This is a genomic window from Virgibacillus ainsalahensis (assembly GCF_055380755.1).
In genome coordinates, this window is sequence record NZ_AP043943.1 from 1,939,706 (window position 1) to 1,965,223 (window position 25,518).

Sequence of the window (25,518 nt, forward strand, 5' to 3'; positions counted from 1 at the left end):
TTCACCCCTTCGTCGGATTAGGAAGTTTGCATCAACTCCCTTACTCGTTCATCTTCCGTTGCTGTTGATGAGTCAAAAGCATCTACCAGATCTTTAAATACCGGATTAACATGGATAACTGCTGAACGTCCAAATATATCCTGGAACAAAGCATCTCCACGCCCTAAATTTTTTAATGTATCAATATTTTCATCAGTCTGCGGTAGATTAAAGTAATTTAACATTTCCTGTGCTTCTTCAGTTTTACGTAATCCAAAGCTGAATTTCATCCCCATATTTGCTACTTCTTTGCCGTGGTCAGAAGCATTTTGTGATCCTTTGATTAATGTTGTGTTGTAATAGCGCCCCATCCGTACAATAAAGTCCATTAATTCTGAACCAATGACACTTCGTTCAATTGAACTGGCCTCATCCTGCAAGATAAACTTATGCTGCATGCGATCCTGATTAAACATATATTGTTTCGTAAATGCGGTTAATGAAATCATGATAGCTTCAGAGATTTTATGCTGGGGACGTAGTTTCTTTGTTGTATTATCTGGCAGGTTTAAGTTCTGAACCATTAATACCTGAATCGGCACACCCGTTTTTAATACCTTATATTTCTGTCCAACTTCTCCAAAAAGTAATTTGGCTAACTGATTTCGCCGCAACGTTTCCAGTGTACTCTTTAACTTTTCCACGGAAGCATAACGAACGGTTGTCATATTGTCTTTTTGATCCTCATAAATGTTTTGTAAATGCGTAATCACTGCACCGATACAAGGATCTTCCTGCTTGGCTACTGTTTCGATTGCCTCACTTAAAACTGCATACGCATCATCATCAATATTCACATTAACCAAATGGGATAAGATATCCATACAAATGTCTTTTCCCTCTTCAATATTCGTGCTTGTTCGAAATGGATCCAATGAACCGGCATCCCTTTCGTCTGTGCCCATTTCCCAGATCGAAATATACTCATCTGGAATATAAGGTAATCCGTTCTTCCATCCTTTGCGGTCTCCCTTCGGATCAATAATTAACCCTTGCGAGCCTGTTAAGCTTGCCAGATAGACAAATAAGTTCATGAAGAAAGATTTTCCTTTCCCCGTCATCCCTGCCACAAGCACCGAAATCGAGTCAAATACGTTATTTAAATTCTCATATGCTTTTGCTGCAAGGTCTGGTTTAATGAATACCGGTTTTTGAAATTGTTTGGTATATCCAATATAAAAACCTCGATTATCCCCAATATTGGTAGTTGCCCCAAACATCATCCCTGCTAAAATATTCGGTGAAACATGCATTTGATAGTCGGTGTTAAAAGCAGTCGATCCAGGTATGGTTTCCATCATCAAATTAAGTTGTTCTCCATATGGAGGAAGGACGGATAAACCAAATCGGGATAATTCATTGGTCAGTTGTTCTACACGAGAATTTAGCGTTTTCTTATCTTTGGCATTTACTCTAAACACAAAGGAACAATTATATCCAGGTTGCCCTGTCTGTTTAAAGTAATTTTCCATCTGAACGGCACCTTGTTCCGATTCATTAACACTTAAATCAACCGTTTCCTCTCCCTTGGCTGCCTCGTGCCTTTGGTCTTTAAATTCCAGTCGAGCATTACTTAATTTCTTCCGTATAAATGAGTTAGATTGGTAGTTCGCTCTTATCGAAACACCAATCGGAAAAGGCATTCGGGCCTGAACATGATACAGCCATTCAAAGCCAGGATGCAAACTCATATCATCCATATCACTGCATATCACATATTGGGTATATAGTTCTTCTATTTCATTATCGATGATTTTACTTGATAACAATGTCTTCGGACCAATTTCTTCAATGTTCGCATTCTGTAAATCTATAAATGCTTTTTCCTTCGGCCGTACAGCTTCATGTGCCTGTTTTTTTGAATCTATTCCCTCTACCCTTTCGCCGGATTCAAAACCTTTACGATGTTGTATATCCTGATTGGTTGTAGAGACGGAATACGTTTTTTCAGCTAAATAAATAATTTCAGATGTGGTAGCCGGTTTCACCATGGATGAAAATCCGTTTATCATGTTTACAATTAAGCTTTCTGCCTGTTCTTGATAAGCCTGAATAACCTCTATTGGAATATCATAAGGGTCTAACCCTACTGCACGATAAACGGGCGAACGTAATCCTTCTAAAAAGTTTTTCAACTGATAAATGGCAGCATTCCCAAGGTTCATGGATTGAATTTTGTTTTTGCCTGGGTCCAATTGGACACCTAAATAATGGATATATTCTCCCGACTCATTCTTCGTACGCTGTTGGTTCAGTTCCCTTTCCACTTGCTGCATGAAGTGGAAACCATTTCGTTTTAACGGGTATTCCAACCGATCCATTTCCTGTTTTGTCTGGTTCATGATACCGCTGACATTCATTGGTGTTGGATCAATAATAAAGTGCAGGTCATGACCATTATTGGCTAAAAATCCCAATTGTTGTTGGAATGGTTTTATTTTATCATCGAAATCCAAAAAGTCATAGCCGAATCCTTCAATCCGATAATATGCCCAAACGGTTGTATCATGAGCAAAAACGAGATTATCCTCTACATGCTTAATTGGAAATTCTAATATACTGGTTGCCATCTGTAATCTCCTTCCTCCTTCTATCTATACGTCACAAATCCCCCGTATCGATGTGATTTTGGTTTGAATGTGCTTCTTTTGATACGACATGAATAGTGCGTATGAAAAGTATGCGTCTTTTCCTTCGGTATAGTTTTTCCCCGAATATATGTGATGCGTTTTATTTTTCTTACGTGATAAAACAGAAATGAACGGAAAAAGGCAATCGGTGAACGATTTTCTGTGCCAACATCTGTTAATAGCCATGCGAAAGTGATCGGCAAAACAAATAATATTCCCGGTGGAATCCAATGGATCAATTTCCCTAGAATGGGAGTGAAATACCAAACCAATTCTATGACGACAAAAGCTAAAAAATATAATACACCTTTGAATGGAATGGGTCTCCCTAATTTCATCCCAAAAAACTGATATAGCTTACGATCAAACTTTATAAAGTTATTAATGACATACAATGGAATACGTTTGTCTTCTCCGTCCCTCATTTTCATCCCCTTCTCTCAATTCAATATTCTTGTACCAGCAAGAGAGGAACATGAGCTATCCTCCCTATTGGTACAACATTTTTTATCAACCTCCGATGTTTAATTTATCGCTAAACCACTCGGACAATGCTAAGATTGAGGAAGGATTTAATACAAAAATGCCGATAAAAGCACCAGCGATCAGTACACCTACTGCAAAAATCCATGCCCGTTTGGCCACGGCCATAAGTAGCAATACCAAGATGACGAAAAACAATACATATTCTAATTCGCCTGTGAACCAGTTGAATAATGATTCTAGTGACACCACGCATCATCTCCTTTCCGATTTGTTGGGTCATTTACTCATTGGCCATCTCTTCTATCTCCTGCTCTGCGTTCAGTTTGGAGACGACGTAATGATCTTCCCTCTTCTCTACGATCAGTTTATAAACCGCCCGGAATGCAGTTTTCATTTCCGGTTCCTCAAAGGTAGCTTCCGTAATGACAATAAACTGATTATCCTGCCTTCCCTCATATACTTCTGCATTGTTTACTTTTACAAAGTTCAAAGCACCATGTAACCCGTTTTGATGTTCTTTATCGGTCAAGATATAACTGAGCTGGTCTTCCGAGTCCTCCACATAACTAGTGAAGAAGGTCTCCAGAAAAACCTCAATGTTTTCCACTTCAGAGTTATCTTTGACAGCGGTCAACGTTGTTTGGTATTGATCCTCGTTAACCTCTACATTTGTTTCTTCTATGACATGGGTAATGAATGGCATCTCATAAACACCATATGAACTCCCGTTATTTACGACAGGGACTGCAAAATATTTATTTGTTGTTTTTGTCTCTTTCTCTTTTTGCATTTCTGTACCGACTTCAAAGATAATATGTGCTTTTTGATTCGTGACTTCTTCCACTTGGCGAAGATGAACCTCCTGAACAGTAGAGTTCCATTCCAGTCCTTCGGTGACCAGTCCTGCTTGTTCATCCAATCCATTGGCTAAATACTTGGACAGCCTTTCTTGACGACTCTTCCAACCTTTCTTGTCCGATTCCCACGTAAAATAGTTACCCACAAATTCTTTGGCAAATTGAATCGCCTCTGGCTTTGTGGCTGGGTTGATGTTTATTTCTGGATCCTTCTCTTGATTGGATTGTGCCGAGTTTGAATTAGAAGTAATGTTTGCAACCACCACTAAAAACATAAAAGAAAAAAGGAACCAGAACGTAATGGCTCCCGCCTTTCTCATGACATATGTTTTCGGACGCTTCGGTTTTTCCTTGTTTGGTTTAGCAGCAAGGAACTTTTTTAGACTTTCTAACAAACCACCTTTTGCCGAATGGTTTTGAAGCTTCTTTTTCTTTTTCTGAACCTTGTTCATCTTTCAATCCCTCCTTTCCACCACAACATGGCGTTAAATCCGCTTATTAGTGCCAAATACTACGACAAGAGCGATGATAATGATAAATGTCGTAACCGCTCCATAGCGGACAATCGACATGTTATATAACTTTGCAATTTGCTCTTTAAATTCGTCCCACAATGGTTGCACTGCTGGAAATTCTTCCAATACCAGGCTACCAACAATAAGGAATAAAAAGATCCCTAATATCACTACAAGAAAAAAGCGAATCAAGTCACTCTCCCTCCTTCCCTCCTATAGTTTTTTATCTAATACTTTCTCAATTTCGTATGCCGCATCCCCCCTTTCAAGCAATAAAAATACCCTGTCTATTTCAGACAGAGCTTCTTCGAGACATTTATTTTTGCATTGATGTTTTTCCTGCAACGCGTGCCTCTTTCTTTTCTTCTTTTCGGAGATACCATTTAATGATTTCAATTTGGGTTTTCTTTCCCTTGAAACTTTCCCATTCCATCACTGTAGTCATTTGTTTTACCGCTGATATTGTTAACAGGTCCCTTGGCACGATAGAATCTTCTACTAATTTTTGTTGAATTTCATCCATGGTATTTCTCATCTGTTTGATAAAATCTTTTTGTTGTTTCACTTTCGTTTGTCGGATAAGTCTTTGGTTATAACGTATCCGACAAAAATTATAAATACCAAGCAACGTCATCAAAATCGTACTCCAACTGAACGCAGCTATTAATGTAGCGAAGACTTTTAACGGACCAATAGTTGATAGTATCCGGTCCGTTTCTATAAGGGACAAAACCATACCTAAAAGGAAGCATCCCACAAAAATATAAAGTGCTATTCGCAAAAAGGTATGAAAAGTCCAGGCGTATCGGTAATGATTAAGTTTGTTTGTATTGAACATTTCTCTCCACGTATTCAGTCTATGACGACAGTCTGCAATGTATGGATCTCCTTTTCGAATCAAATCTTCTCGCAATAATAAAAGCTGATGTGTTTGCTGAATATCCAATGTTTCCATGGCATTCAGTTTGTTCATCAGCCTCTTCATCCATATCCGATTTAATTTTACCTTCGTTGGAATGCTCAAACAAATACCTCCCTATTTATCAGTCATCAAAACTCATTCCAAAAGAAGAAAGGAAAGCATTGGCTGTATCATTTATAGCCTGGTCACTCATATCACTTGTTTGTTCTTTCTCCACCTGCTCTTCAGATTGAAAAGTGCCTCCTTTCTCCAATTGACCTCTTAATGTCTCAAACTGCTGTGCTTGTTTATCTTGCATATACTTTAATTCGTTCATAAGGTCCTGAAATGCCTTTTGTTGGTTTTGTTCGACGTTCATATACCTAACAGCAATCCCTAATAGTTGTCGAATAGCTTCACTACGCCGGTTCTTGGGCAAGCTTTCCAGATAGGTAGAAATGTGTGCATCTTCTTCAGTAAGACGAAAACTATATCGCTTTTTCCAATCTGTCGTCATCGTTTATCCCATCTTTTTGGCTAGCTGTTGGTTTGATAGGGTCTTGCCTAATCGTAAGTAACCAATCGCATTAGCAAACTGATTTTCCGTGATGGTTTCCAACCGATAATCAAAGTGGGGCTGAATCAATGTTTCAAATAGTTGACCGCCTCCACCTGCAAGGAAGATGGCATCAAATAAGTCACTTTCTTCTGCCCAAACCCCTTTTAGTCGGTCTGCAATATTTGTTGCTATCGACTGTTTACTATTTTGGATATCTAATGAAAAATCAATGCGTTTTCCTTTATACGTTAGAAATTCATTTTTCAAAACCCTGCTGATATTAAACTCATTTAAATCCGCACCGCCTGCCTTTGTCTTAAATACCTGTCGAATATCTCGATGAAGATTGATAACCCCTTCATCCACTGTTCCAGACAACTTTGCTTTTGGAACGAATGCTCCGTTCTCCTGCATTTCCACGACCACAAAGTCAGTTGTCCGGAATCCAATATCAATCAGCGCAATCAAATTTCCTTCCTCCATCAAATGAGGATAAACATATTTTTCTTCGTGATTCATTAATGCAGAAAAAATAGCTGAAGCCCCCTGCGGAAACACCATCGCCTGGTTAATATTAATTCTTTTTTCTTTCCCGGCAAGCGGGCCGGTTTTCCATTCTGTAACGGACTGCATCCCTAAAATCGATTGTCTGAACTCCTTAGCCTGTGATTGATAGAAATCTAGTGGAAGTCCCGTAGAGACGTGCACGATATCATCGTTGGTCACCATCTGAATAGCGATATTTAACAGGATTTTTGTATATTCGTGACTGAACCGTTTCCGTTCAAATATACGAGACGCCGACCGTGCTTCTTTTGCCAACTCTCCTACAAAATATTCTTCCCCTTGATACTGCACATGAATATTTTTAGCGTCATTTGGTGTGTCTCCAAGCACACTGGTAATACTTCGATCATAACCTTTCCCGACTAGTGACGGAAAAACAACTCGCTCTCCAGATGAAGACACTGCTTTAACAAATCCATATCCTAAATCAACAGCAACTGATTCCATATCAACCTTCCTCCCTTCGTTTCATAACATTTTGATATACATTTGGGTCAGCGCCTGGGGAATACCACCCATACATACTTCCTTTCATCATCGCTTCGGCTTGTTGTGGCATTACATTAATTGAAATGTTTTTTTCTCCCGCACTGGTGCCACAGTCCGTTTCAATATATCCATGCTTTCCTCTTTCTATCTTGACTACTTCACCTGTTACGGGATGATTTGCGAAACAATAAGCAGGTAAAGGTAATTTGGTCATAACAATAAGACCCCGCTTTCTATTAAAATACTCTCAGCAGTGCCTAGAGTTTAAGAATTAAGTGAATACATTAATCATTTCTACACCAATATAGACCAACAAAACAACAGCAGTTAATCTATCAATGACTTTAAACATCACTGGGCTGGCAGTAATACCAACTGCTTTTTTGGCTGGATAGAAAAATCTCACCTTTCCAGTTAGCATGTCACCTGTGATGTGTGATAATATCCCGGTGCTGGCTGCTAACCATACCCACCATTCTGTAAAAGGATATAAAAGAATCCCTGCCAGTAATACAAATAGCAGAGAATGCGTGATTGTTCGATGTCCAAATGTTTTATTAATCATAAAAGAAATCGGAAAAAGAATCTTCCCAAATTTTGATTTATGCTCATCCAAATCCGGAATGACTCCAGCTATGCCACCAACCAGTGCTGCTCTCCAGTCGCCACCTGTTATCACATAGCCTGCAACCATCCCTGATAAGCAATGTGTGGTCCATTCCATTAAGATAACTCCCTATGCTTATATTGGTCGATGATTTTTATTTCAAAGTCATAACAATCATTTTTTCTCCCTCCCTATTTCTGCTATAAACCACCTAACAGCTTGTTCCGTTTCTTTTTCATAGATTGAGTCGGACTTACTCAGTAGGAACCACAAAAATCGCTCTAATTCTTTTACATCTACATATCTTTTTTCACTCATATTCTCACCTCCTCGTACAATTGGTAGATTGGTAGAAAACGACTCATCCGCAGCATACTATCTGTAACGAAAGAAACATTTCTATAGGTATAGCAATGGCAGCCAGCCCAATTACTTTCTTTAGATTTTTTCCCACTCTTTTTAGAGAAACGATTGTTATCTGATTAAAAGATCATATAAACCTGCGATCTGAGCGTCCCATCTCTATGACAGTTGTATATAGAGAGAGTGAGAATAGGACACCATACCATAAACCGCCATAAAACTTGCTATCATGGCTTTTCCTGAAGTTTAAGGGTGTGGCATTTTCGCCACACAGGTGTGGTTTTTTTACCACACCCCCTATTCATACGTCTCCCTTTGCTTCGGGTGTGGTTTTATTGCACAGTCAATTGAAGCAAAGACCCTAAACCCTTGTTGTATCAGCCATTGCAGGTGTAGTTATAAACCACAGTTATTATTTTTTCTTGAATTGCAAATAAGTTTTACGTCGATACAGCCTGCCAAATTCGCTGCCATTTTTTAACCACAACTTCCAAGGTAAATACACTTTTTTTCGTTCCAATCGATCAAATTCCATGACCAATCTGGATAATGTCGCATTAATCCGATTTCGATCTCCCGAATAAATAATCTCAGGATTCATAAATAAAGGGCGCTGTGTAATGCTTCGCTTATGCTCTTTGATTTCCTGTACATTTACAAATTCAAATAACATCCCCTTTTGCAATAGCCTTGAAATGATCTTACTTGTTGCTGTTCTTTCTCTATCCAAGTACCGGGCAATTTTCGATATGCTCATAAATTCATTTGTTTCACGTTCAATAATGGCATTGGAATGCAATTGTACTAATGGCATAAGCGAAAGCAGTAATCCAATTTCACTATTCGTTAAATGTTTACTCTTTATAACCATATCCAAATTTTCTTGTATCGCCTGACAAAAATGGGCATTGTTCTTTTGTTTCAATTTAAAAAGACCATACCCCTTTTCATTCGCCTTCTCTTCTTCTTGGGATATGGTAGTCAAATCAATATCAGATTGTAAATCTCGACGCTTTGCATGATGCGTCGCCTTCTTAAATGCTTCATGGTTGCTCATGTATGTTTCACTCTTTTCAATAACTATTTAGATAATGGTTAACTACTCCTTTCCATTTGTTTATACTTAGGACCTAAGCTAATGATGCGTTCCGCAAGTTTGCTATTACGCTGTAGGATTTGATCATTATGAATAGCAATATTCATCGCTTTTTCTGTACCAATAAATACCATCTTTTCGGTTGCCCGTGTCATGCCTGTATACATTAGATTACGTGCAAGCATGTTGTAATGACTAGTGGTAACTGGAATGATTACTACTGGGGCTTCACCGCCCTGGGACTTGTGAATGGTGATCGTATATCCTAGTTCCAATTCTTTGGTGTCTTTTTTAGTATAAGAAATCACTTTCCCACCATAATCTACCTTCATGACATCAATGGAATCACCATTATCATCTTTTTCTTCTGTAACAGATTGAATAATTCCTATATCTCCATTGAATATTTGCTTATCGTAATTATTTAGAATTTGAATCACTTTATCCCCTTGACGAAATACTCTTTTACCAACAAGCCATTCCTGTGTGTCTGGATTTGGTGGATTAAGTGCTTCGCGTAATTTCTCATTTAAAGCTATTGTACCAACGGGACCTTTCCGCATCGGACTCAATAAAAGAATATCTGATAAAGCATATCCCCTACTTATAAATTGCTTTGCACTTCTCACCATTAATGCAGCAATCTTTTCTGGATTTTCTTGCAATAAAAAAAAGAAGTCATCTTTTTCCTTATCAATCAGAATGGACTTCCCTTGGTTTATTCGATGGGCATTATTTATGATTTGACTTTCCTGTGCTTGTCGAAATACCTCTGTAAGTTTTATGGTTGGTAATCCTGCTTGAATCATATCACCAAGAATGTTCCCAGGATTAACAGATGGTAATTGGTCTGTATCTCCAACAAATAATACCTTGGTGTTATCCTTAAGAGCCTGTACTAGATGATTTCCTAAACTGACGTCCACCATGGAAATCTCATCCACTACCAACAATTCGCATGGCAATTTATTATCTTGGTGATACGCTGGCGGCTCTCCCTGTCGATATCCAATCAGCCGATGAATCGTAGATGCTTCTTGACCTGTCACTTCAGATAACTTCCTACTTGCTCTGCCAGTAGGTGCTACCAGGCTAATTTTATCTTTTGGATACATTTCCTTATAAATGTCAATCATCGCCCGTATTACCGTTGTTTTTCCTGTCCCTGGTCCACCTGTTAATATCAACAGTTGTTCTTTAAACAATTTCCAAATAGAATCCTTTTGCTTTTCAGCAAGGGTCACTTTTTGCATTCTTTGATACTTTTCAAGGTAGCTTTTTAATTTGGGCATACCTCGCCCATTCCGAAAACCTCTCATTTTTGAAAGTTTTCGACTCAAATTGTCCTCATGATGGTACAAGAACTTAGGGAATATACAACCGTCCTCATTGACGATAAGTTTTTCTTCTGTACACATTAAGCTGTTTTCCAGTTCCTTCTTCGTAACACTATCAGATGGCTTCGAATTATGATTTAATGCCTTTTCCGTTTCGTATAGTAATTCATCTTTTGGGATATAAGAATGCCCAGATTCAAAACAGCACTTTTTTAAAACGTATTGTAAACATGCTTCAATACGATACCCCGATGTAGGCATAATCCCTATACGTTTGGCTATTTCATCCGCTTTCAAAAAGCCAATCAAGTCCAATTCGGTTAGCTTATAGGGATTTCTCTTGAGAATTTCTACAGTATTCGAGCCAAATTCTTTATAGAACCGCAATGCCATTTTGGTTGTGATTCCATATACCAGCAATTTTGATACAATCTTTTGTATCTCGAATGTATTTGTGACACTATTGACAATATTTTTTGCCCGCTTCCGTCCAATTCCCTCAATATCGGTGAGACAAGACTCACCCTCTGCAGAAATGATCTCCAATGTTTGTTTACCAAAAGACTGGACTATCTCCCTTGCTTGTTTTTTGCCACATCCCTTTACCATCGGCGATGAGAGGAATGCAAGGATTTGTTCCTCTGTCTGTGGAATTGGCCTTTCCCAAGATTCCACCGCAAATTGATCCCCGTATTTCGGATGGTGTTCCCATGTTCCTCTAACCGTCATCTTCTCTCCTTTTTCCACACCGTAAAAGTCGCCTGTGAATTTTATTTCCTCACTATTGGTACGTAATATTGCAATGAGAAAGTCCTCATTTTGATAGAGCATCCGAGAAATGATACCTGTATATTCCTTCATTCCAACATCACCTCACCCTTATACAACAACAATTTTAAGCGTTGTATAAGATCCATGGGGGAACTCAACTGGTCTGGAAGAATGTTATTATCTAACACTTCATGATATAATTTTTGAAAAAGAATCACAGGCATTGTAACGGTCTCGCGTTTATTTTTGATGAAAGCTTTCACGCAGTCTATCATAGAATCATGTGTTTGTTTTAAGGTGTTTATTTCAGCCGTAACATCAGTATTCATATCATCAATTGAATGTACCAATACTTTTTCTTCCTCTAGTTTATTCGATTGATTCGCTTGCTGCAGCAAATCATTTTGCATCTGAACATGCTTTTCATAAGATAGTATTTCATTAAATTGGAGTTCCACTTCGGCTGACATTTCAGTTTCTTCAAAGAAGGTATCTATTTCATGTTGAGGGATATTCATTCTGCTTGGGAACCCAGTTACTTTAGGAATTGATTTAATCAGATGCCATAAATGTTTTGGCAAGTAATGAAAATTACTATCCAATTCAATTAGGATGTATCCTTTTAAAACACTTTCAATTTTCTTGGATTTATTTCGGAGGTTTTTTAACTTGGTCGTTAAATCTTTTATTTGTTGTCGGTACTCTACTATCATATTCAAGGATCCAGTATCTTCATTGCCTTGCATTTGGTCATAAGCAAACCGCAGATTGCTTAAATTAGTTTGCAATCGTTGCACATTTAGATAGCTGGTAATATCTGCTTCCGTTAATTCGCTAAAATCAAGTTCATTAGCTGTCTGTGTATACGTTTCTAGTGCGTAAATTGATTTAATCTCATTATCACCGGATCGCATTAAATGTTTACCCAACATTTCCTTAACCGCTATTTCAGAACCGCTAACAACTTGAACAGCAAAAAATGACATCTTTTTTCACCTCACACTATCAATCAGATTAGTATTTGTATAATATATTTTGCTGATTATTGGGAAAATTTTAATTCACCTGCTGAAACTACCATCTTCCACCAATCTTTACTTTTGGAAATTATCGATCATGAAAAAAGTATCTTGTCTTCTAATGTCAATTGATATCCTCTTTTTTCAAACTCTCACAAAGCTCTTTGTGTAATTCTGTGATAGGTGATTTCTTTTCTCCCCATTTTCGAAGTAGTGTTACTGCTCGTTCTGAATTGTTATAAGACAACTCTGCTAGTTTTATAGGTATTTCATCTCGTTTTTCAAGGATATCCAAGTTGATTGGTAGAGTCGTTTCTGCCATCTTCTTTTTTTGAACAAATTCAGGATGTGTAACAAAATCAACGTTACTTTGCTGTATTTGCACTAATTCCTTCAATTTCTTGCCTCCTCTCTACTGTGTCTTAACAAGACACTTCATTAAGAAAAAAAATAGACACTGGAACATTATAAAATTTCGCCAGTAAATAAATTTCATCAGCGTAAAATCTTACGTGACCATTTTCTTTTCGTTTATACTGTGTAATAGACAACCTTAAATGATCTGCTACTTCTTGTTGTTTTTTCTTATGTGATACACGCAGTCCTTTAGGTGTTATTAGCGTATCCATATTGATTTACCTCCTTCTTTTCATTTGTATCTTTTCAAGACACTTTTAATGTACCATCTTTTTCCATAATTTTCAATAATAAAAAGAAACTTTTTTAATGAAAATTAGTGAAATAGTTTCTTATAAGGATTGTCTTTAATTAATATAAAATATATAATAAATAAATATAGAAAGGAGAAACAAAAATGACAGATTTTTATGTTAGTTTAGGTAGACGAATCAAATATTATCGAAAGCTTGCTCGGATGTCTCTTGAAGAAATCGGCAATCAGATCGGAGTTGGAAAATCTACAGTTAGAAAATACGAAGTGGCAGATATTAAAATAAGCCATAAACGGTTGGAACAAATTGCAAATGCACTAGGGATTGATGTCGCCTTGTTATATGGAGAAGAAATATCCGGAGACGTTGTAGATGTACCCCTTTATGGGTCCATATCATGCGGCAACGGATCTGTAATTTATGAAGAAAAAGAAGAATATATCACTTCCCCAAAACATTGGGTAGATACTGGAGTTTATTTTTATCTAACAGCAAAAGGTGATAGCATGACAGGAGCAAAAATCCATGAAGGAGATTTACTTTTAATACAACAGCAAGAAACTGTGGAGAACAGTGAAATAGCAGCTGTCGTAGTTGATAACGAATGCGTATTGAAAAGAGTTTACAAAAACGATAAAGACATTATGTTAATAAGTGAAAATCCAAACTACCCACCAATCAGATTTGATCCAAAAAAAGATCAAAACGTGAAAATCATAGGTAAATTAAGGAAAGCAATTACTCAGTTTTAAGGCAGATAAATACACTGTTCTTTTTTATAGGAGGTGACAATATGCGCGTAGCAAACTACTACCGAGTATCAACCAAACTACAAGAAAAAAAATTTAGTCTTACCGCACAAAAAGAGGAACTACAACGCTATCTCAACCAGCAGGACTGGACATTAATTGGAGAATTTAAAGATGTAGAATCCGGCGGGAAATTAAAAAAAGATGGACTAAATGCCCTGCTCGACCTTGTGGAAGAAGGCGGGATTGATGTTGTACTTTGCATTGAACAAGACCGCTTATCACGATTGGACACAGTATCGTGGGAATATTTGAAGAATACACTAAGGGAAAATAAAGTTAAGATTGCGGAACCAGGGGTATTAATCGACCTCGATAATGAAGATGATGTGTTTATTTCGGATATTAAAAATCTCATTGCGCAGCGAGACAAGCGAAATATCGTCAAAAAAATGATGCGGGGTAAACGTCAGCGATTACGAGAAGGTAAAGGATGGGGTATGCCGCCTTTTGAATACAGATATAATCGTGATACCGCAAAATATGAAGCGAAGGAAGACTGGAAGTGGGTTATCCCATTTATTGATGACTTGTACCTAAATGAACAGCTCGGCATGAAATCCATTTCTGACCGTTTAAACGAGGTTTCCAAAACGCCAACGGGAAACCACTGGAATGAACACTTAGTCCACACAAGACTTACTTCAAAAGCCTATCATGGTACTGCTGAAAAGGACTTTAAAAAAGATGGCATTATATCAATAACAGGCGTTTATGAACCTCTCCGTACAGAAGATTCCTATAATCAGCTACAAATAGAACGGAAAAAACGTAATGGTCAATACAGTGTGTCCGGGAGAAAAAATTCAAAAAACGTCCATATTCTTAAGCGTACCCACCTAACCTGTGGACATTGTGGCAGAAAAATTAATATCGAAATGCACGGATTGAAAAAGCGACCGCTCTATTATGCAAAGCATGGCAGAAAGACACGCATGAAGGACGGTCACAAGTGTGATATAAGCATTAATACAATCCGATTCGACCATAACATCATCCAAGCCCTAAAAGACGTCCTAACAAGCGAAGAACTAGCTAAAAAGTACATTAATATTGAATATGATGAACAGGAAATAAATCAGCTTAAAGATGAGATAAGAAAACATGAGAAATCATTAACTGATTTAAAAAGCTCTCTGGATCGTCTGCTTGATATTTTTTTGATAGGTAAGTTGGAAAAAGAAAGATACCTCGAAAAAGACAAATCCATAAATGCAAAAATTGATTTAGAAGTAGGTACATTAAATAAATTAAACCGAAAATTAAAAGCAATTGATTCCAGCTCGTTTACGTATGAAAGGTTATACCAATATATGGAGTTAGCTAGGAACATTGAAACGGAATTAACTGGACTGGAACGTGCGCAACTTATTGGAACTTTGTTCCCCGAAGGAGTTGTATATGAGAATAAAGTGATATTAATCACAGAAATTTTTAATGGGATACCGATTGAATTCACTGTCCCTATTGAGGTTGACCCTTATACATGGCACCACACAAAAAAATTTAATATGTAAGGGTAATACCCCATATGTATTTCTATTAATGTAAATCCTTTATTATTTTTAAACATCAGTGGTTCTCTCCTCTTTAGATGGATTTAATCAGTTGAAACATTGGCCACATTAATGTCATATAAATAAAAATAATGAATCCGGCCAATATAATAAAAAATACCGGTTGTACGAAGGTGATAACCTTTACTGTTTTTCGTTGTATTTCCTCGGTGATCATCTCTGCATAAATGCGCAGGTCCTTTTCTAAATCATATACATCCACATTTTTTTGGAAAATGGAGGTTAACTGATTTTCCAGCAAACTCATTTGGCTAAGCAGATTTGAGATAGGAAAGCCCCTTGTTAGTTCTTCTCGTATTAAATTTGAGTAATAGGAAATGATGGGTAACTTTGTTTGATTGGACATATGGGTCAGAATTTCCTTGAAGGGCATCCCAGTTTTTAGAAGCATGCTGAAATGTGTGGCGAATAGAAAGGAGGTCTGCAACCTGAGGAATTTACGATAGATAGGTAAAGCATTGTAGAACTTTATCTGCTGCTCAATAATAATCTTTCTTTTTATTACATACCATACCATTATTCCGATAAGAATGATGATGGTACACAAAATTACAAGTGTACTTAAATAATCAATAATCATAATTGATAAATTGACAGTGGCTGATGCTTCTGTACTTGTTTGAAATATATTTGCAAAAGACGGAAGTACAGATTGTTTAATAAAATATAAAAGGATAGAGAAGATAAATAAAAGTATGAGCGGATAACGAATGATCTGCTTGAATTTTTTTACATATTTCATACGATATTCATACATTTCAATACATTTATTAATACTTTCCTGTATGTCTCCATTAGCTCTTACAAAATATAAATATGCAGTAATGGAATGATGGAAGGCAGCTTTATCAAATGCTTGATCCAAGCTGCTTCCATTTTTCAGGGAAGAAATAATCTGCCTGGCAGAATCCTCCAACTGTTTGTCCCATTGAATTACTTCCAATGCATTTACCAATGGATAACCATTTATCAATAACCGATTCAGCCGTTTTAAAAAACGTAACTGTATCTCATTTGGAAGCTTTGTTTTACGAATTTTTAAAAGTCTCTTCGGATATATATCCATAAGCAAAAGCCTTCTTTCTTAAGTGGTCAAATGAATGAAAACTATCCAGTGCATTTGTATCAGCTCCCCATAAGGTGTTTTGCAATAACTCACCATCTAATAACTCAAGAATTGCTGCTCTTCTTTTCGTTGTTTCATTCATCTGGATTGGCAATAATTTCATAGCGGCCACAGCGATAAGTGATTGTTGCAAATCATTTTGTTTTAATCCCATTTCCATCAATCGGTGGATGGTTCCCGTAGCATTTTTAGCATGAAGTGTACTCAGCACAAGGTGACCGGTCAATGAGGCTTCAAATGCGAATTGAGCAGTAAATCTATCCCGGATTTCTCCAATCATAATAATATCCGGATCATGTCGGAGTGCAGCTTTTAATCCTGTCTGATAAGTAATCCCGGCTTTCTCATTCACTTGCACTTGCAAAATATCATCCATCTTTTTTTCAACTGGATCTTCGAGTGTAATCGTCTGATAGGACTTCTCCTTGAGTATCGCTTGAAGTAAAGCATACAATGTTGTCGTCTTCCCACTGCCAGTCGGACCGGTAAACAAAATGATGCCAGCACGGTTAGTAATCCATTCCTTCAATTTATTCAGTTGGTTCGGAAAAAGAAAAAGCTGATCAAGTGTAAGATTTTTTTCCTGGGGAAGGATGCGAATTGCTAAACTTTCCATGTGGTTGACGGGAAGTGTTGACAAACGAAGCGAATATAGTTGCCCAGTTTCCTGATGGGTAATCGTGCCATTTTGTGGTTTTCTAATTTCACCAATGTCCATTCCAGAAGTGAATTTATAATATGTTACCAGTAATTGGTACTGTGAATATTTTATTTTTCTGTAGAACATTCGTTTACCATGAATGCGAAAATAAATATCTGTCTGTCCAGGGAACGGGTAAAAGTGGATATCTGATGCTTGCGCTTCGAAGGCGGCTTTGAGAAGTTTATTCGAAAGGGATGCAGCATGATTCAAACTCTATGTCACCTCCTTTTTAGATTTGCAACATAATAATAAATTCGACATGTTTTGTTAATATCCTTCTTTTTTATAAAAAAAATTATATTTTTTGAGGGATAGACAATTTTAGTTTGGTGAATACTATATGTATTAGAATATCTGAAGGGGTGAGAATCATTTCCGGTAATGATTATATAAAATTTATAACACAGCAATTGGTGACATATATTGATTTACCACCGACGGAAAGAAAGAAACGTAAAGCTGAGAAAAACAAATACCCAACATATACAAATCGCTGGTTTGGTGTGTTGCCGTTTGCATTAAGAACGATACGGAAGAAGGCAGAATAGCAGGTAACCTTACATTTGGTACCTGCTATTTTTTTAATAGCTAAGAATTTATAAATACTCGGCAGCATATCAATCCTTGTCAGTAAACGCCTCGGGCAGCTCCAGCGCCTACACCTTCGAAGTCTTAAGCTGCGAACTCCCGTATGAGCAAGAGCCCGCATGTTGAGTGTTGGGTCCACAGGACATGGGCAGGTTGGTTGCCACGGGTGTGCTCTTAGTCGAATTTGCTATTACCTTAAGATGAACAAGGCGCTTCGAGTTTAATACATATCTTCAAGCTCAAGTTACACTTATTCAGCAGAAAAGTATTAAACCCGCACCTATCAGAAAAAGCTGCCTCAACTTGTGTTGAAGCAGCTTTTTCTGTTTACTTATTCATCTTCCTTAAAATCAACGAAGCGCAATAGGTCTCCATAAACCAATTCGTCAGAGTATCCTAGTTCTTTATCAACTTTTTCTTGTATTGGTTCACAAGCACTTCCTTCTGGTGCATCTGCGTTCTCTTCCGTATTACCAGCTTCAATAGCTTCACCTGTCTCACGGTCATAACATATTCCATTGGTTGCTATATAATTTTCACTGACAAAATCACCATTTCTTAATGCAATATAACCTTTTCTGTCATCAGAGAAAACATCGTTACCAAAGTAAATATCATTTTCATTTTCTATACCTAACAGGTTTAATATCGTTGGTTTTACATCAATCTGTCCGGTTACTTCAGACTTCACTTCACCTTCACCGTGTCCTGGTATATGAACAAAGAATGGTACCTTTTGTAATTGAACCTGATCATAAGGTGTAATTTCTTCTTTGTCCAGATAATCAGCCATTGCTTTGTTGTGATTTGCGCTAATTCCAATATGGTCACCCATTATAATGATAATAGAATCTTCATATAGCCCTGCTTCTTTTAATTGTCCAAAAAAATCTTCAATGGCTTCATCCATATACCGGACTGCCGGGAAGTAATTATTCAACGTATTTGAATTAGAGTCGAATGGATCGATTGACGTGTCCTCTTCATCCATTTCGAATGGGAAATGATTGGTTAATGTGATGAATTTGGAATAAAATGGCTGTTCCATCGATTGTAGATACTTAATGGATTGTTCAAAGAAAGGTTTATCTTTCAGCCCCCAGCCAATTGAATTCTCATTATTCACTTCGTACGCCTCTTCGCCATAAAAATGGTCGAATTCCAAGCTGTTGTACATTTGCTCCCGATTCCAGAAACTTTTATTATTCGCATGCAGTACTGACGAAGTATAACCTTTATCCTGGATTATTTCCGGCATGCCATTGTATTCATTACCACCGTGTGTAAAGAATACAGCACCCCTGGATAATGGATACATGGAATTTTCTACAAGAAATTCTGAATCAGAAGTATTCCCCTGTCCGGTTTGCTCATAAAAGTTTTCAAAGTAATAGGTGTCCTCATCTTCTGTAAGGCTATTCAGGAATGGGGTAATTTCCTGTCCATTCATATCATTATTTATAACAAATTCCTGGATAGACTCTGCATTAATGAAAATAACATTTTTTCCTTCGGCTACCCCGTGCATTTTTGAATTCTCATCAACTTTCACATTTTCATCAATGAAGTCCTGTATCTCAGGTAATTCGTTTCCATCAGCAAAAACACGCTGTGACTCTGTTTTTGACTGAACGACAACATCATAGATGTGGAAATTAAACAGACCGATATTTTTAACCAAATATTCCCGGTCAAACCCGCGGGTAAAGAGTTGCGGTCTTTCCATTTCAGCCAGGAAAAAGTTACCTGCAAGCAAGGCTAAAGATAGTGCCAATACAGAAACCTTCCCGCTTTTAGGATAGGAAACGGTCATGTCTTCCTGTTTCTTTTTACTTAAATACCAAATAAGAACAGCATCAGCAAAAAGTAAAATATCATACGGTTGAATTAATGTGAGGATACTTGAACCTAAATCTGCCGCGTTACTCCCCATGAATAGCTGCGGAATCGTAATAAAATCCGTGAACTGCCGATAAAACACAAGATTTGCAAACACAATGAGTGTTCCAATTAACGCCGTATATCGTAAAAATTTCATCTGGCGTGAATGCTTATTGAACCATACACTCAACGCAAAAATTAGAAACGCTGATACAAACGGGTTTATTAACAATATAAACTCCTGCATACCGTTTTCCAATTCAATATTGAACATAAATCGGTATACGATATATGTTTTAAGCCCAAACAATAAAGCTGCAATTATAAATAATGGCACCCTGGGTCGTTTAAATTTCATTATCATTTCCTCCTGATTAACCTTGTTGAAGCTTTTAAATTTAAAACAAACGAAAAACCAATTTCTAATATCCTTATTTTTATTTCTGTACTTTGATACCCGTTTCCGCACTTTTTAAACAAAATGTAAATTAAATGAATTTCATGTTAAATTACATCTACACTATATGACGGTTCAGCTATAGTAAAAGTTTCATAGAAAGCTGATTTTCTTTGTAAGATTATATTTTAATATATTTCGGGGGAAATATAAAGGCTAAAATTTAATATCCTGTAATTTCTGTTTAACTAAAAATGCCCCGCCAATAATTCCTGCATCGTTACCTAGCTGAGCAGCCTTAATTTCGCAAATTTCACTTACTCTTTTCAGGGCATATCTATGAAATGCTTTACTAATACCATTAATCAATTGATCTCCCGCTTTAGAGACGCCGCCTCCAATCAAAACTTTAGAAGGGTTAATCACTGTGCCCATATTTGCAATAATACGACCAAGCGTCTGTGAATTATGGTCTATAATGGTATTACTCAGTGTATCTCCCTGTTTTGCCAAATCAAAAACATCTTTAGAGGATATGTCCCCTGTTTGTTGAAAATGTTTCGCTAACATACTTTCAGGGTTCTGATCTATCTTATTCATCGCCTGTCGTACGATTCCAGTTGCAGAAACAATTGTTTCCAAGCACCCTCGACGGCCACAGTTACATAGGTTTCCATCAGCTTCAACTGTGATATGACCAATTTCCCCGGCCATACCGTTTTCTCCATTTAAAATCTGGCCGTTTGCTATGATTCCACCACCAACGCCAGTACCTAATGTTATGGCGATAAGGTTCTTTGCCTGATCACCGGCGCCTTTCCAATTTTCACCTAATACAGCAATATTTGCATCATTTTCTACAAATACAGGCAGACCGGATTTCTTCTTTAATAACTCGGCTAAATCAAAATTTTCCCAACCAATATTGACCGCTTCATAGACATGGCCTGTTTCTCCATCAATAAATCCGGGAGCACCTACACCCAGTCCCAGAACTGAACTTTTATCCACGTTTAACTCTTCCAGTTGATCAACAATGGATTCCCATATATCATCAATAATCGTCAAGCCTTTATTTGATTTATTTGTCGGAATTTCCCATTTCTTTAAAATTTTACCATTATCATTAATCATTCCTATTTTTACAGTTGTGCCACCAATATCAATTCCCATCATAACTTCACTCATCAGAAACACACCTCTTCCTTTGTTCACGTAAACGCGTTATTTCTTTTCGCAAAAGTAATCTAGCCTGCATATAATCTGTCTTGGATATGAATTGGAACTGATACATTTCATTTATTTCCATCTCCATCAATTCCAGATCTCCAAATCTGTTACCAGTGTATATAAATGTTCCATACCTTCTCAGCATTTGTTGTATATCATATATCGTTTCCATATCGTCACCATTTTTCATTATATCAAATCCCAACATATATAGGAATTATAAATTATAACAGTAAAAATCCAGAACGTCTATTAACGATCTGGATCTTGTGGATTTAAAAAATCCGGTCTTCGATTTTTCAATGGTATTGGTGCTCTTATAAAGATATCCCGAAACGCTTGAAATGAAAATGGTAAAACAGGCCATATATATGGAATGCGAAATGATTTCATCCGGGTTAAATAGAGTATCCATAACGTAATACCTGCAATATAGCCAATTACACCAAACATTGCGGCTGTTAATAATAGAAAAATTCGTACCAGCCGATTGGCAAGACTTAATTCATAACTGGGTGTTGCATAAGTTCCTATTGCGGCCAGGGCTAAGTAAAGTACGACCTCATTTGAAAACCAGCCAACTTCTACTGAAACCTGCCCAATCATGATTGCGGCTACCAATCCTAATGCTGTAGCCAAAGACGATGGAGTATGAATAGCAGCCAATCGTAGCATGTCTATCCCAATTTCAGCGATTAAAAACTGTAAAAGTAAAGGAATATTGCCAATTTCATTAGGACCAATAAAATCCCATCCTTGTGGCAAATACTCCGGATACACTGAAATCAAATAATACAGTGGCAAGATAAAAATTGATGCAAACACTGCAATAAAACGGATCATTCGTAAATATGCGCCAACCAGCGGTTTCTGACGATATTCTTCTGCATGCTGCATATGGTGCCAATATGTAGCGGGGGTAATCATCACACTTGGTGAACCATCTATTATAATAAGTACATGCCCTTCATATAAATGTGCTGCAGCTGTATCAGGTCTTTCCGTATATCGGACAGATGGATAAGGATTCCAGTGCCGGCCACTGATGAATTCTTCAATTGTTTTTTCCGCCATAGGCAGACCATCTGTATCAATCTTTTTTAATACATGCTTTAAATGTTTAACGCGATCCGGTTCTGCAATATCCGCTATATAACAGACACAAATATCCGTTTTTGATCGTCTGCCAATTTGAAGGTATTCCATTCGCAACGAACGGTCGCGTACCCTCCTCCGTGTTAAAGAAGTATTGAACACGATTGTTTCTACATACCCGTCCCTAGATCCTCTTGTTACTCTCTCCAAATCGGGTTCTGCTATAGACCGAACCGGATACGTCCGGGCATCTATCATAATTATTTTATCAAGGCCGTCAACAACCAATGCTGCAGGACCTCCCAATACAAGATCAGATGCCTCGTTTAAATCATCAACCTGATCAATCTCAACATATGGAATATATGTTTTTAGTAATTTCGTCAACGGATCAGGGTCTAAATCCTCAGGCTCTAGCTTAGCCAATAACTTCATTAAAAAATGCAAGATATCGTCTTTTGCAAAACCGTCTATCACAAATAACGCCATATTTCTTTCGGCGTATTCCAAATCCAGTTGAATAAGATCGAAGCTTTCATCCACGCCCAAGAAATTATTCATATATTCTACATTTTCTTGAAAGGAATCAAATAAAAGCTTTTTATCTTTAGCCATAAAGTCACCCGACATTTCATAAAAGTTTATAAGAATAGTTTGCTCTATGAGCTATATTTTATACAGCAATTCTGCAGAATCATAAATACTTGCAACCAATCATATAGTTTTGTTAAGTCGGGCTTTTAAGGATGGGAAATCATGAAAAAAAGAATATTTTTATTAACCGCTATCATACTAACCTGTTCCATTAGCATTCTTTATATTATAAAAATGAATGCATCCCCTGCTATAACATACTTTCCAATTGACGAGGATTCTGTTTTTACTTATGCTAAAACCAACCTGGAACTTTCTCAAGAAACAGGAAATGATTCGTATGAAATAAATTGGACAAGCGGTTCAAAAAGTGATAAAGAAATGTATTTACGTCAAGATGCTTCATTGCTATTTGATAATGGCAGATTAAGAGGGGTGCGGAGTAAATGGGTTCAGGAAACTAGTGAAATTCAATTGCAAGAAAAACTGGCAAGTGAGGACAGCAGTTTCTTTCAGGTAATTTCCTACCACCATGGTGAACTGCATTATCCGGACAATCTAATTAAAAGCATTCACCAAATGTCTTATGATCAATTATATATCATCGATTCACCAGTTACATCACTTGATTCCTTTACATCACCCGCAAATAACCTTGAAAGAGAATGGAAAAGTCTGCTTGACCGTACAACCAAACAGCAATTATTATATCATTGGCATCAATTATTCACGCATTTTCAGATTAACAGCGAATCCTATTTCGCCGTACCCCTGACCAACTTACATCAATATGACGTGGAGCCACTCCCTTCCATGACACAGGAGCAAACAAAGAAAATTATGGGACAATTATGGGAGGGATTGTATAAAAATTACATCATACCAATTACTGAGTCGAAGAACGATGAAGTGACAAGTTATGTCCCAATTATATTGTTTGATAAAGAAAAAGAGCATTTACTGGTATTGTTTGAATTAAATGGTGAGAAGCAACGGCTTATTCAAAAGTATGCAAACTGAAAACGTGTGCAGATAAGCACACGTTTTACCATTTAATTTACATTTTTCCCCGTGATTTGTTCATATAGACTGATAAAGGATTCATCCTCAGGTTTCTTTTCGTATGCGATTTCTATCAATTCCTCTGCTCTACTATCTTCCCCTTCATTATAATACAATAAAGCCAAATTATAATAGGCTTCTGGCAGCGCCTCGTCGTATTGAATACTATGCTCCAAATCCTCAATTGCTAATTCAATCTGATTCATTTCAATATATGCAAAAGCGCGTTGGAATAGCAGGACACTATCCAGGTCCCCCTCCATTTCCAAAGCCTCTGTAGCAATTTCTGCCACCTCTTCGTACTTTTCTTCTTTTAATGATTCTTCCATGTTCATTAATTGGTAGGATTGGTTTTGCAAATTATTTTGTACACCATAAGTGATTAACCCGTAAATCATTGCTATATACACAAGAAATGCAAGTAATTGCATCCCGGGTTTTCTTTTATGAGGGAGGTGCACAATTCCAGCAGCTATAAATCCTGCAACTAACCCCCCTAGGTGTGCTCCATTATCAACCTGTGGAACAGCAAAACCAAAAACAACGTTGATACCAACTAAGATAAGAACATTCATCCCCATTGTTTGGAAAAATACTTTCTTATGAATAACCCCAAAAAACAGCAATGCTCCAAACATCCCAAACAGTGCCCCGGAAGCGCCGGCAGATACACTAGTTGTGAATGCGAAACTTGCTAAACCACCCCCGATACCAGCAAGAAAATAAATAATTATAAAGCGAAATGAACCATATATTTTTTCAACCAGTGAACCGATATAATAAATTGCAAGCATATTCATGAAGAGATGAAATAGGCCAATATGTATAAACATAGACGTTATAATCCGCCACCACTGTCCATCAATAATTGCCGGATTGTATTTTGCACCAAATTCGATCAAATCATTAACAGATGTACTGTCGCCATTCTTCTCAAACATGACAAAAGCAATAATATTAAGCATCAATAATATATAAGTAAAAATCGGTTTACCAAATGAAAAAATACTTTCAACTTCTTTTTGTTTCCTATTCATTTTAGCTATTAAATACATATGATAGTTTTTGATCTTTTCTTCCTTCTCTAAATCAGAAAATCCGTCACGATTTATGACTGGTGTTGCGCCAACATCTGATAATAATCTTGCTTTTTCTTCCGTGGCATCTGTTTCGTCCAAATAATATAATTTCGCTTTTACATTTTTTTTCTCTTTTAGTTGCATTGGTTTCTTCAATTGCTCCCAATCGTCGACAGGTGCATAGAAAGATACATATACATTATGCAATTCAATATTCTTACCAACTAACAGGCCTTTCATCTGCTTCATTTTTTGAAAAACTTGTTCCATATCTTTTTGTAAATGATTTTTCCAATCGAACCCTTTATGTGCCAAACGAATGACCGTTGACGTATTTTTCCCATACTTCTCCAGCCATATCTCTTCGTACACATCATTTATATGTAAAATTTCAAAATCGTTTTCCGCAACTAAATGCCAGGCAATTTGATACATTGTAAATTGTTCGTCAATATACATACCAGCCCTCC

27 protein-coding genes are annotated in these 25,518 nt (G+C 37.1%); 4 read left to right on the plus strand and 23 right to left on the minus strand.

Annotation, left to right across the window (positions count from 1 at the left end):
• Positions 1–17: 17 nt before the first annotated feature.
• The 16 genes from ACZ427_RS09405 to ACZ427_RS09480 form a co-directional block, all read right to left on the minus strand.
• Entirely contained in the window at positions 18–2,609 is a 2,592-nt protein-coding gene (locus ACZ427_RS09405) for an ATP-binding protein (RefSeq protein WP_461177644.1), read from the minus strand.
• 20 nt (positions 2,610–2,629) lie between these two features.
• Positions 2,630–3,094: a TcpE family conjugal transfer membrane protein gene (locus ACZ427_RS09410; RefSeq protein ID WP_461177643.1), complete on the minus strand. Its 465-nt coding sequence runs from the start codon at positions 3,092–3,094 to the stop codon at positions 2,630–2,632.
• An 85-nt stretch (positions 3,095–3,179) separates the two neighbouring features.
• Positions 3,180–3,401 (minus strand): TcpD family membrane protein, encoded by a 222-nt coding sequence (locus ACZ427_RS09415; RefSeq protein WP_461177642.1) that lies wholly within the window; start codon positions 3,399–3,401, stop codon positions 3,180–3,182.
• A 34-nt stretch (positions 3,402–3,435) separates the two neighbouring features.
• Positions 3,436–4,464: a conjugal transfer protein gene (locus ACZ427_RS09420; protein WP_461177641.1), complete on the minus strand. Its 1,029-nt coding sequence runs from the start codon at positions 4,462–4,464 to the stop codon at positions 3,436–3,438.
• Positions 4,465–4,497: 33 nt separating this feature from the next.
• On the minus strand, positions 4,498–4,719 hold the full coding sequence (locus ACZ427_RS09425; RefSeq protein ID WP_461177640.1) for a hypothetical protein: 222 nt from the start codon (positions 4,717–4,719) through the stop codon (positions 4,498–4,500).
• A 124-nt stretch (positions 4,720–4,843) separates the two neighbouring features.
• The gene (locus tag ACZ427_RS09430) at positions 4,844–5,551 is read right to left on the minus strand and encodes a hypothetical protein (protein ID WP_461177639.1); all 708 of its coding nucleotides are present in this window, start codon (positions 5,549–5,551) and stop codon (positions 4,844–4,846) included.
• Between the two features lie 19 nt (positions 5,552–5,570).
• A complete protein-coding gene (locus ACZ427_RS09435; RefSeq protein WP_461177638.1) occupies positions 5,571–5,945 on the minus strand; it encodes a hypothetical protein in 375 nt (124 codons plus the stop codon).
• Between the two features lie 3 nt (positions 5,946–5,948).
• Positions 5,949–7,001: a ParM/StbA family protein gene (locus ACZ427_RS09440; RefSeq protein ID WP_461177637.1), complete on the minus strand. Its 1,053-nt coding sequence runs from the start codon at positions 6,999–7,001 to the stop codon at positions 5,949–5,951.
• A gap of 1 nt (position 7,002) precedes the next feature.
• Positions 7,003–7,257: a hypothetical protein gene (locus ACZ427_RS09445; RefSeq protein ID WP_461177636.1), complete on the minus strand. Its 255-nt coding sequence runs from the start codon at positions 7,255–7,257 to the stop codon at positions 7,003–7,005.
• Positions 7,258–7,314: 57 nt separating this feature from the next.
• A complete protein-coding gene (locus ACZ427_RS09450; RefSeq protein ID WP_461177635.1) occupies positions 7,315–7,767 on the minus strand; it encodes a metal-dependent hydrolase in 453 nt (150 codons plus the stop codon).
• Positions 7,768–7,824: 57 nt separating this feature from the next.
• Complete coding sequence (locus tag ACZ427_RS09455; RefSeq protein ID WP_461177634.1) at positions 7,825–7,968, minus strand: hypothetical protein; 144 nt, start codon at positions 7,966–7,968, stop codon at positions 7,825–7,827.
• A gap of 457 nt (positions 7,969–8,425) precedes the next feature.
• Positions 8,426–9,070, minus strand: a complete 645-nt coding sequence (locus ACZ427_RS09460) for a hypothetical protein (RefSeq protein WP_461177633.1) — start codon at positions 9,068–9,070, stop codon at positions 8,426–8,428.
• 38 nt (positions 9,071–9,108) lie between these two features.
• Complete coding sequence (recD2, locus tag ACZ427_RS09465; protein WP_461177632.1) at positions 9,109–11,307, minus strand: SF1B family DNA helicase RecD2; 2,199 nt, start codon at positions 11,305–11,307, stop codon at positions 9,109–9,111.
• Complete coding sequence (locus ACZ427_RS09470; protein ID WP_461177631.1) at positions 11,304–12,203, minus strand: transcription termination/antitermination NusG family protein; 900 nt, start codon at positions 12,201–12,203, stop codon at positions 11,304–11,306. Before ACZ427_RS09470 ends, recD2 begins: the two co-directional genes overlap by 4 nt.
• 157 nt (positions 12,204–12,360) lie before the next feature.
• A complete protein-coding gene (locus ACZ427_RS09475; RefSeq protein WP_461177630.1) occupies positions 12,361–12,633 on the minus strand; it encodes a hypothetical protein in 273 nt (90 codons plus the stop codon).
• Between the two features lie 25 nt (positions 12,634–12,658).
• Positions 12,659–12,865 carry a helix-turn-helix domain-containing protein gene (locus tag ACZ427_RS09480; RefSeq protein ID WP_461177629.1) on the minus strand — a complete coding sequence of 69 codons (207 nt, stop codon included), beginning with the start codon at positions 12,863–12,865 and terminating at the stop codon, positions 12,659–12,661.
• Between the two features lie 185 nt (positions 12,866–13,050).
• Between ACZ427_RS09480 and ACZ427_RS09485 the strand changes: the two genes are divergently transcribed.
• Complete coding sequence (locus tag ACZ427_RS09485; protein ID WP_461177628.1) at positions 13,051–13,659, plus strand: LexA family protein; 609 nt, start codon at positions 13,051–13,053, stop codon at positions 13,657–13,659.
• 41 nt (positions 13,660–13,700) lie between these two features.
• Positions 13,701–15,233, plus strand: a complete 1,533-nt coding sequence (locus ACZ427_RS09490; protein WP_461177627.1) for a recombinase family protein — start codon at positions 13,701–13,703, stop codon at positions 15,231–15,233.
• Positions 15,234–15,306: 73 nt separating this feature from the next.
• Here ACZ427_RS09490 and comGB read toward each other — a convergent pair whose 3' ends face one another.
• Together comGB and comGA are read right to left on the minus strand one after the other, a co-directional pair.
• A complete protein-coding gene (comGB, locus tag ACZ427_RS09495) occupies positions 15,307–16,359 on the minus strand; it encodes a competence type IV pilus assembly protein ComGB (RefSeq protein ID WP_461177626.1) in 1,053 nt (350 codons plus the stop codon).
• Positions 16,322–17,332, minus strand: coding sequence for a competence type IV pilus ATPase ComGA (gene comGA, locus ACZ427_RS09500; protein ID WP_461177625.1), 1,011 nt, complete (start codon positions 17,330–17,332; stop codon positions 16,322–16,324). Before comGA ends, comGB begins: the two co-directional genes overlap by 38 nt.
• Before the next feature lie 119 nt (positions 17,333–17,451).
• On the opposite strand from comGA, the gene ACZ427_RS09505 reads away from it, so the two are divergent.
• Complete coding sequence (locus ACZ427_RS09505; RefSeq protein WP_461177624.1) at positions 17,452–17,670, plus strand: YqzE family protein; 219 nt, start codon at positions 17,452–17,454, stop codon at positions 17,668–17,670.
• A 371-nt stretch (positions 17,671–18,041) separates the two neighbouring features.
• On the opposite strand, the gene ACZ427_RS09510 is transcribed toward ACZ427_RS09505, so the two are convergent.
• From ACZ427_RS09510 to ACZ427_RS09525, 4 genes are all read right to left on the minus strand, one after another.
• The gene (locus ACZ427_RS09510; RefSeq protein WP_461177623.1) at positions 18,042–19,949 is read right to left on the minus strand and encodes an LTA synthase family protein; all 1,908 of its coding nucleotides are present in this window, start codon (positions 19,947–19,949) and stop codon (positions 18,042–18,044) included.
• Positions 19,950–20,204: 255 nt separating this feature from the next.
• A complete protein-coding gene (locus ACZ427_RS09515; protein WP_461177622.1) occupies positions 20,205–21,176 on the minus strand; it encodes an ROK family glucokinase in 972 nt (323 codons plus the stop codon).
• A complete protein-coding gene (locus ACZ427_RS09520; RefSeq protein WP_461177621.1) occupies positions 21,169–21,408 on the minus strand; it encodes a YqgQ family protein in 240 nt (79 codons plus the stop codon). Before ACZ427_RS09520 ends, ACZ427_RS09515 begins: the two co-directional genes overlap by 8 nt.
• A 62-nt stretch (positions 21,409–21,470) precedes the next feature.
• A complete protein-coding gene (locus tag ACZ427_RS09525) occupies positions 21,471–22,928 on the minus strand; it encodes a spore germination protein (protein WP_461177620.1) in 1,458 nt (485 codons plus the stop codon).
• 141 nt (positions 22,929–23,069) lie between these two features.
• On the opposite strand from ACZ427_RS09525, the gene ACZ427_RS09530 reads away from it, so the two are divergent.
• Positions 23,070–23,927: a hypothetical protein gene (locus tag ACZ427_RS09530; protein WP_461177619.1), complete on the plus strand. Its 858-nt coding sequence runs from the start codon at positions 23,070–23,072 to the stop codon at positions 23,925–23,927.
• A gap of 32 nt (positions 23,928–23,959) precedes the next feature.
• Here ACZ427_RS09530 and ACZ427_RS09535 read toward each other — a convergent pair whose 3' ends face one another.
• On the minus strand, positions 23,960–25,507 hold the full coding sequence (locus ACZ427_RS09535) for a rhomboid family intramembrane serine protease (protein WP_461177618.1): 1,548 nt from the start codon (positions 25,505–25,507) through the stop codon (positions 23,960–23,962).
• Positions 25,508–25,518: the final 11 nt, after the last annotated feature.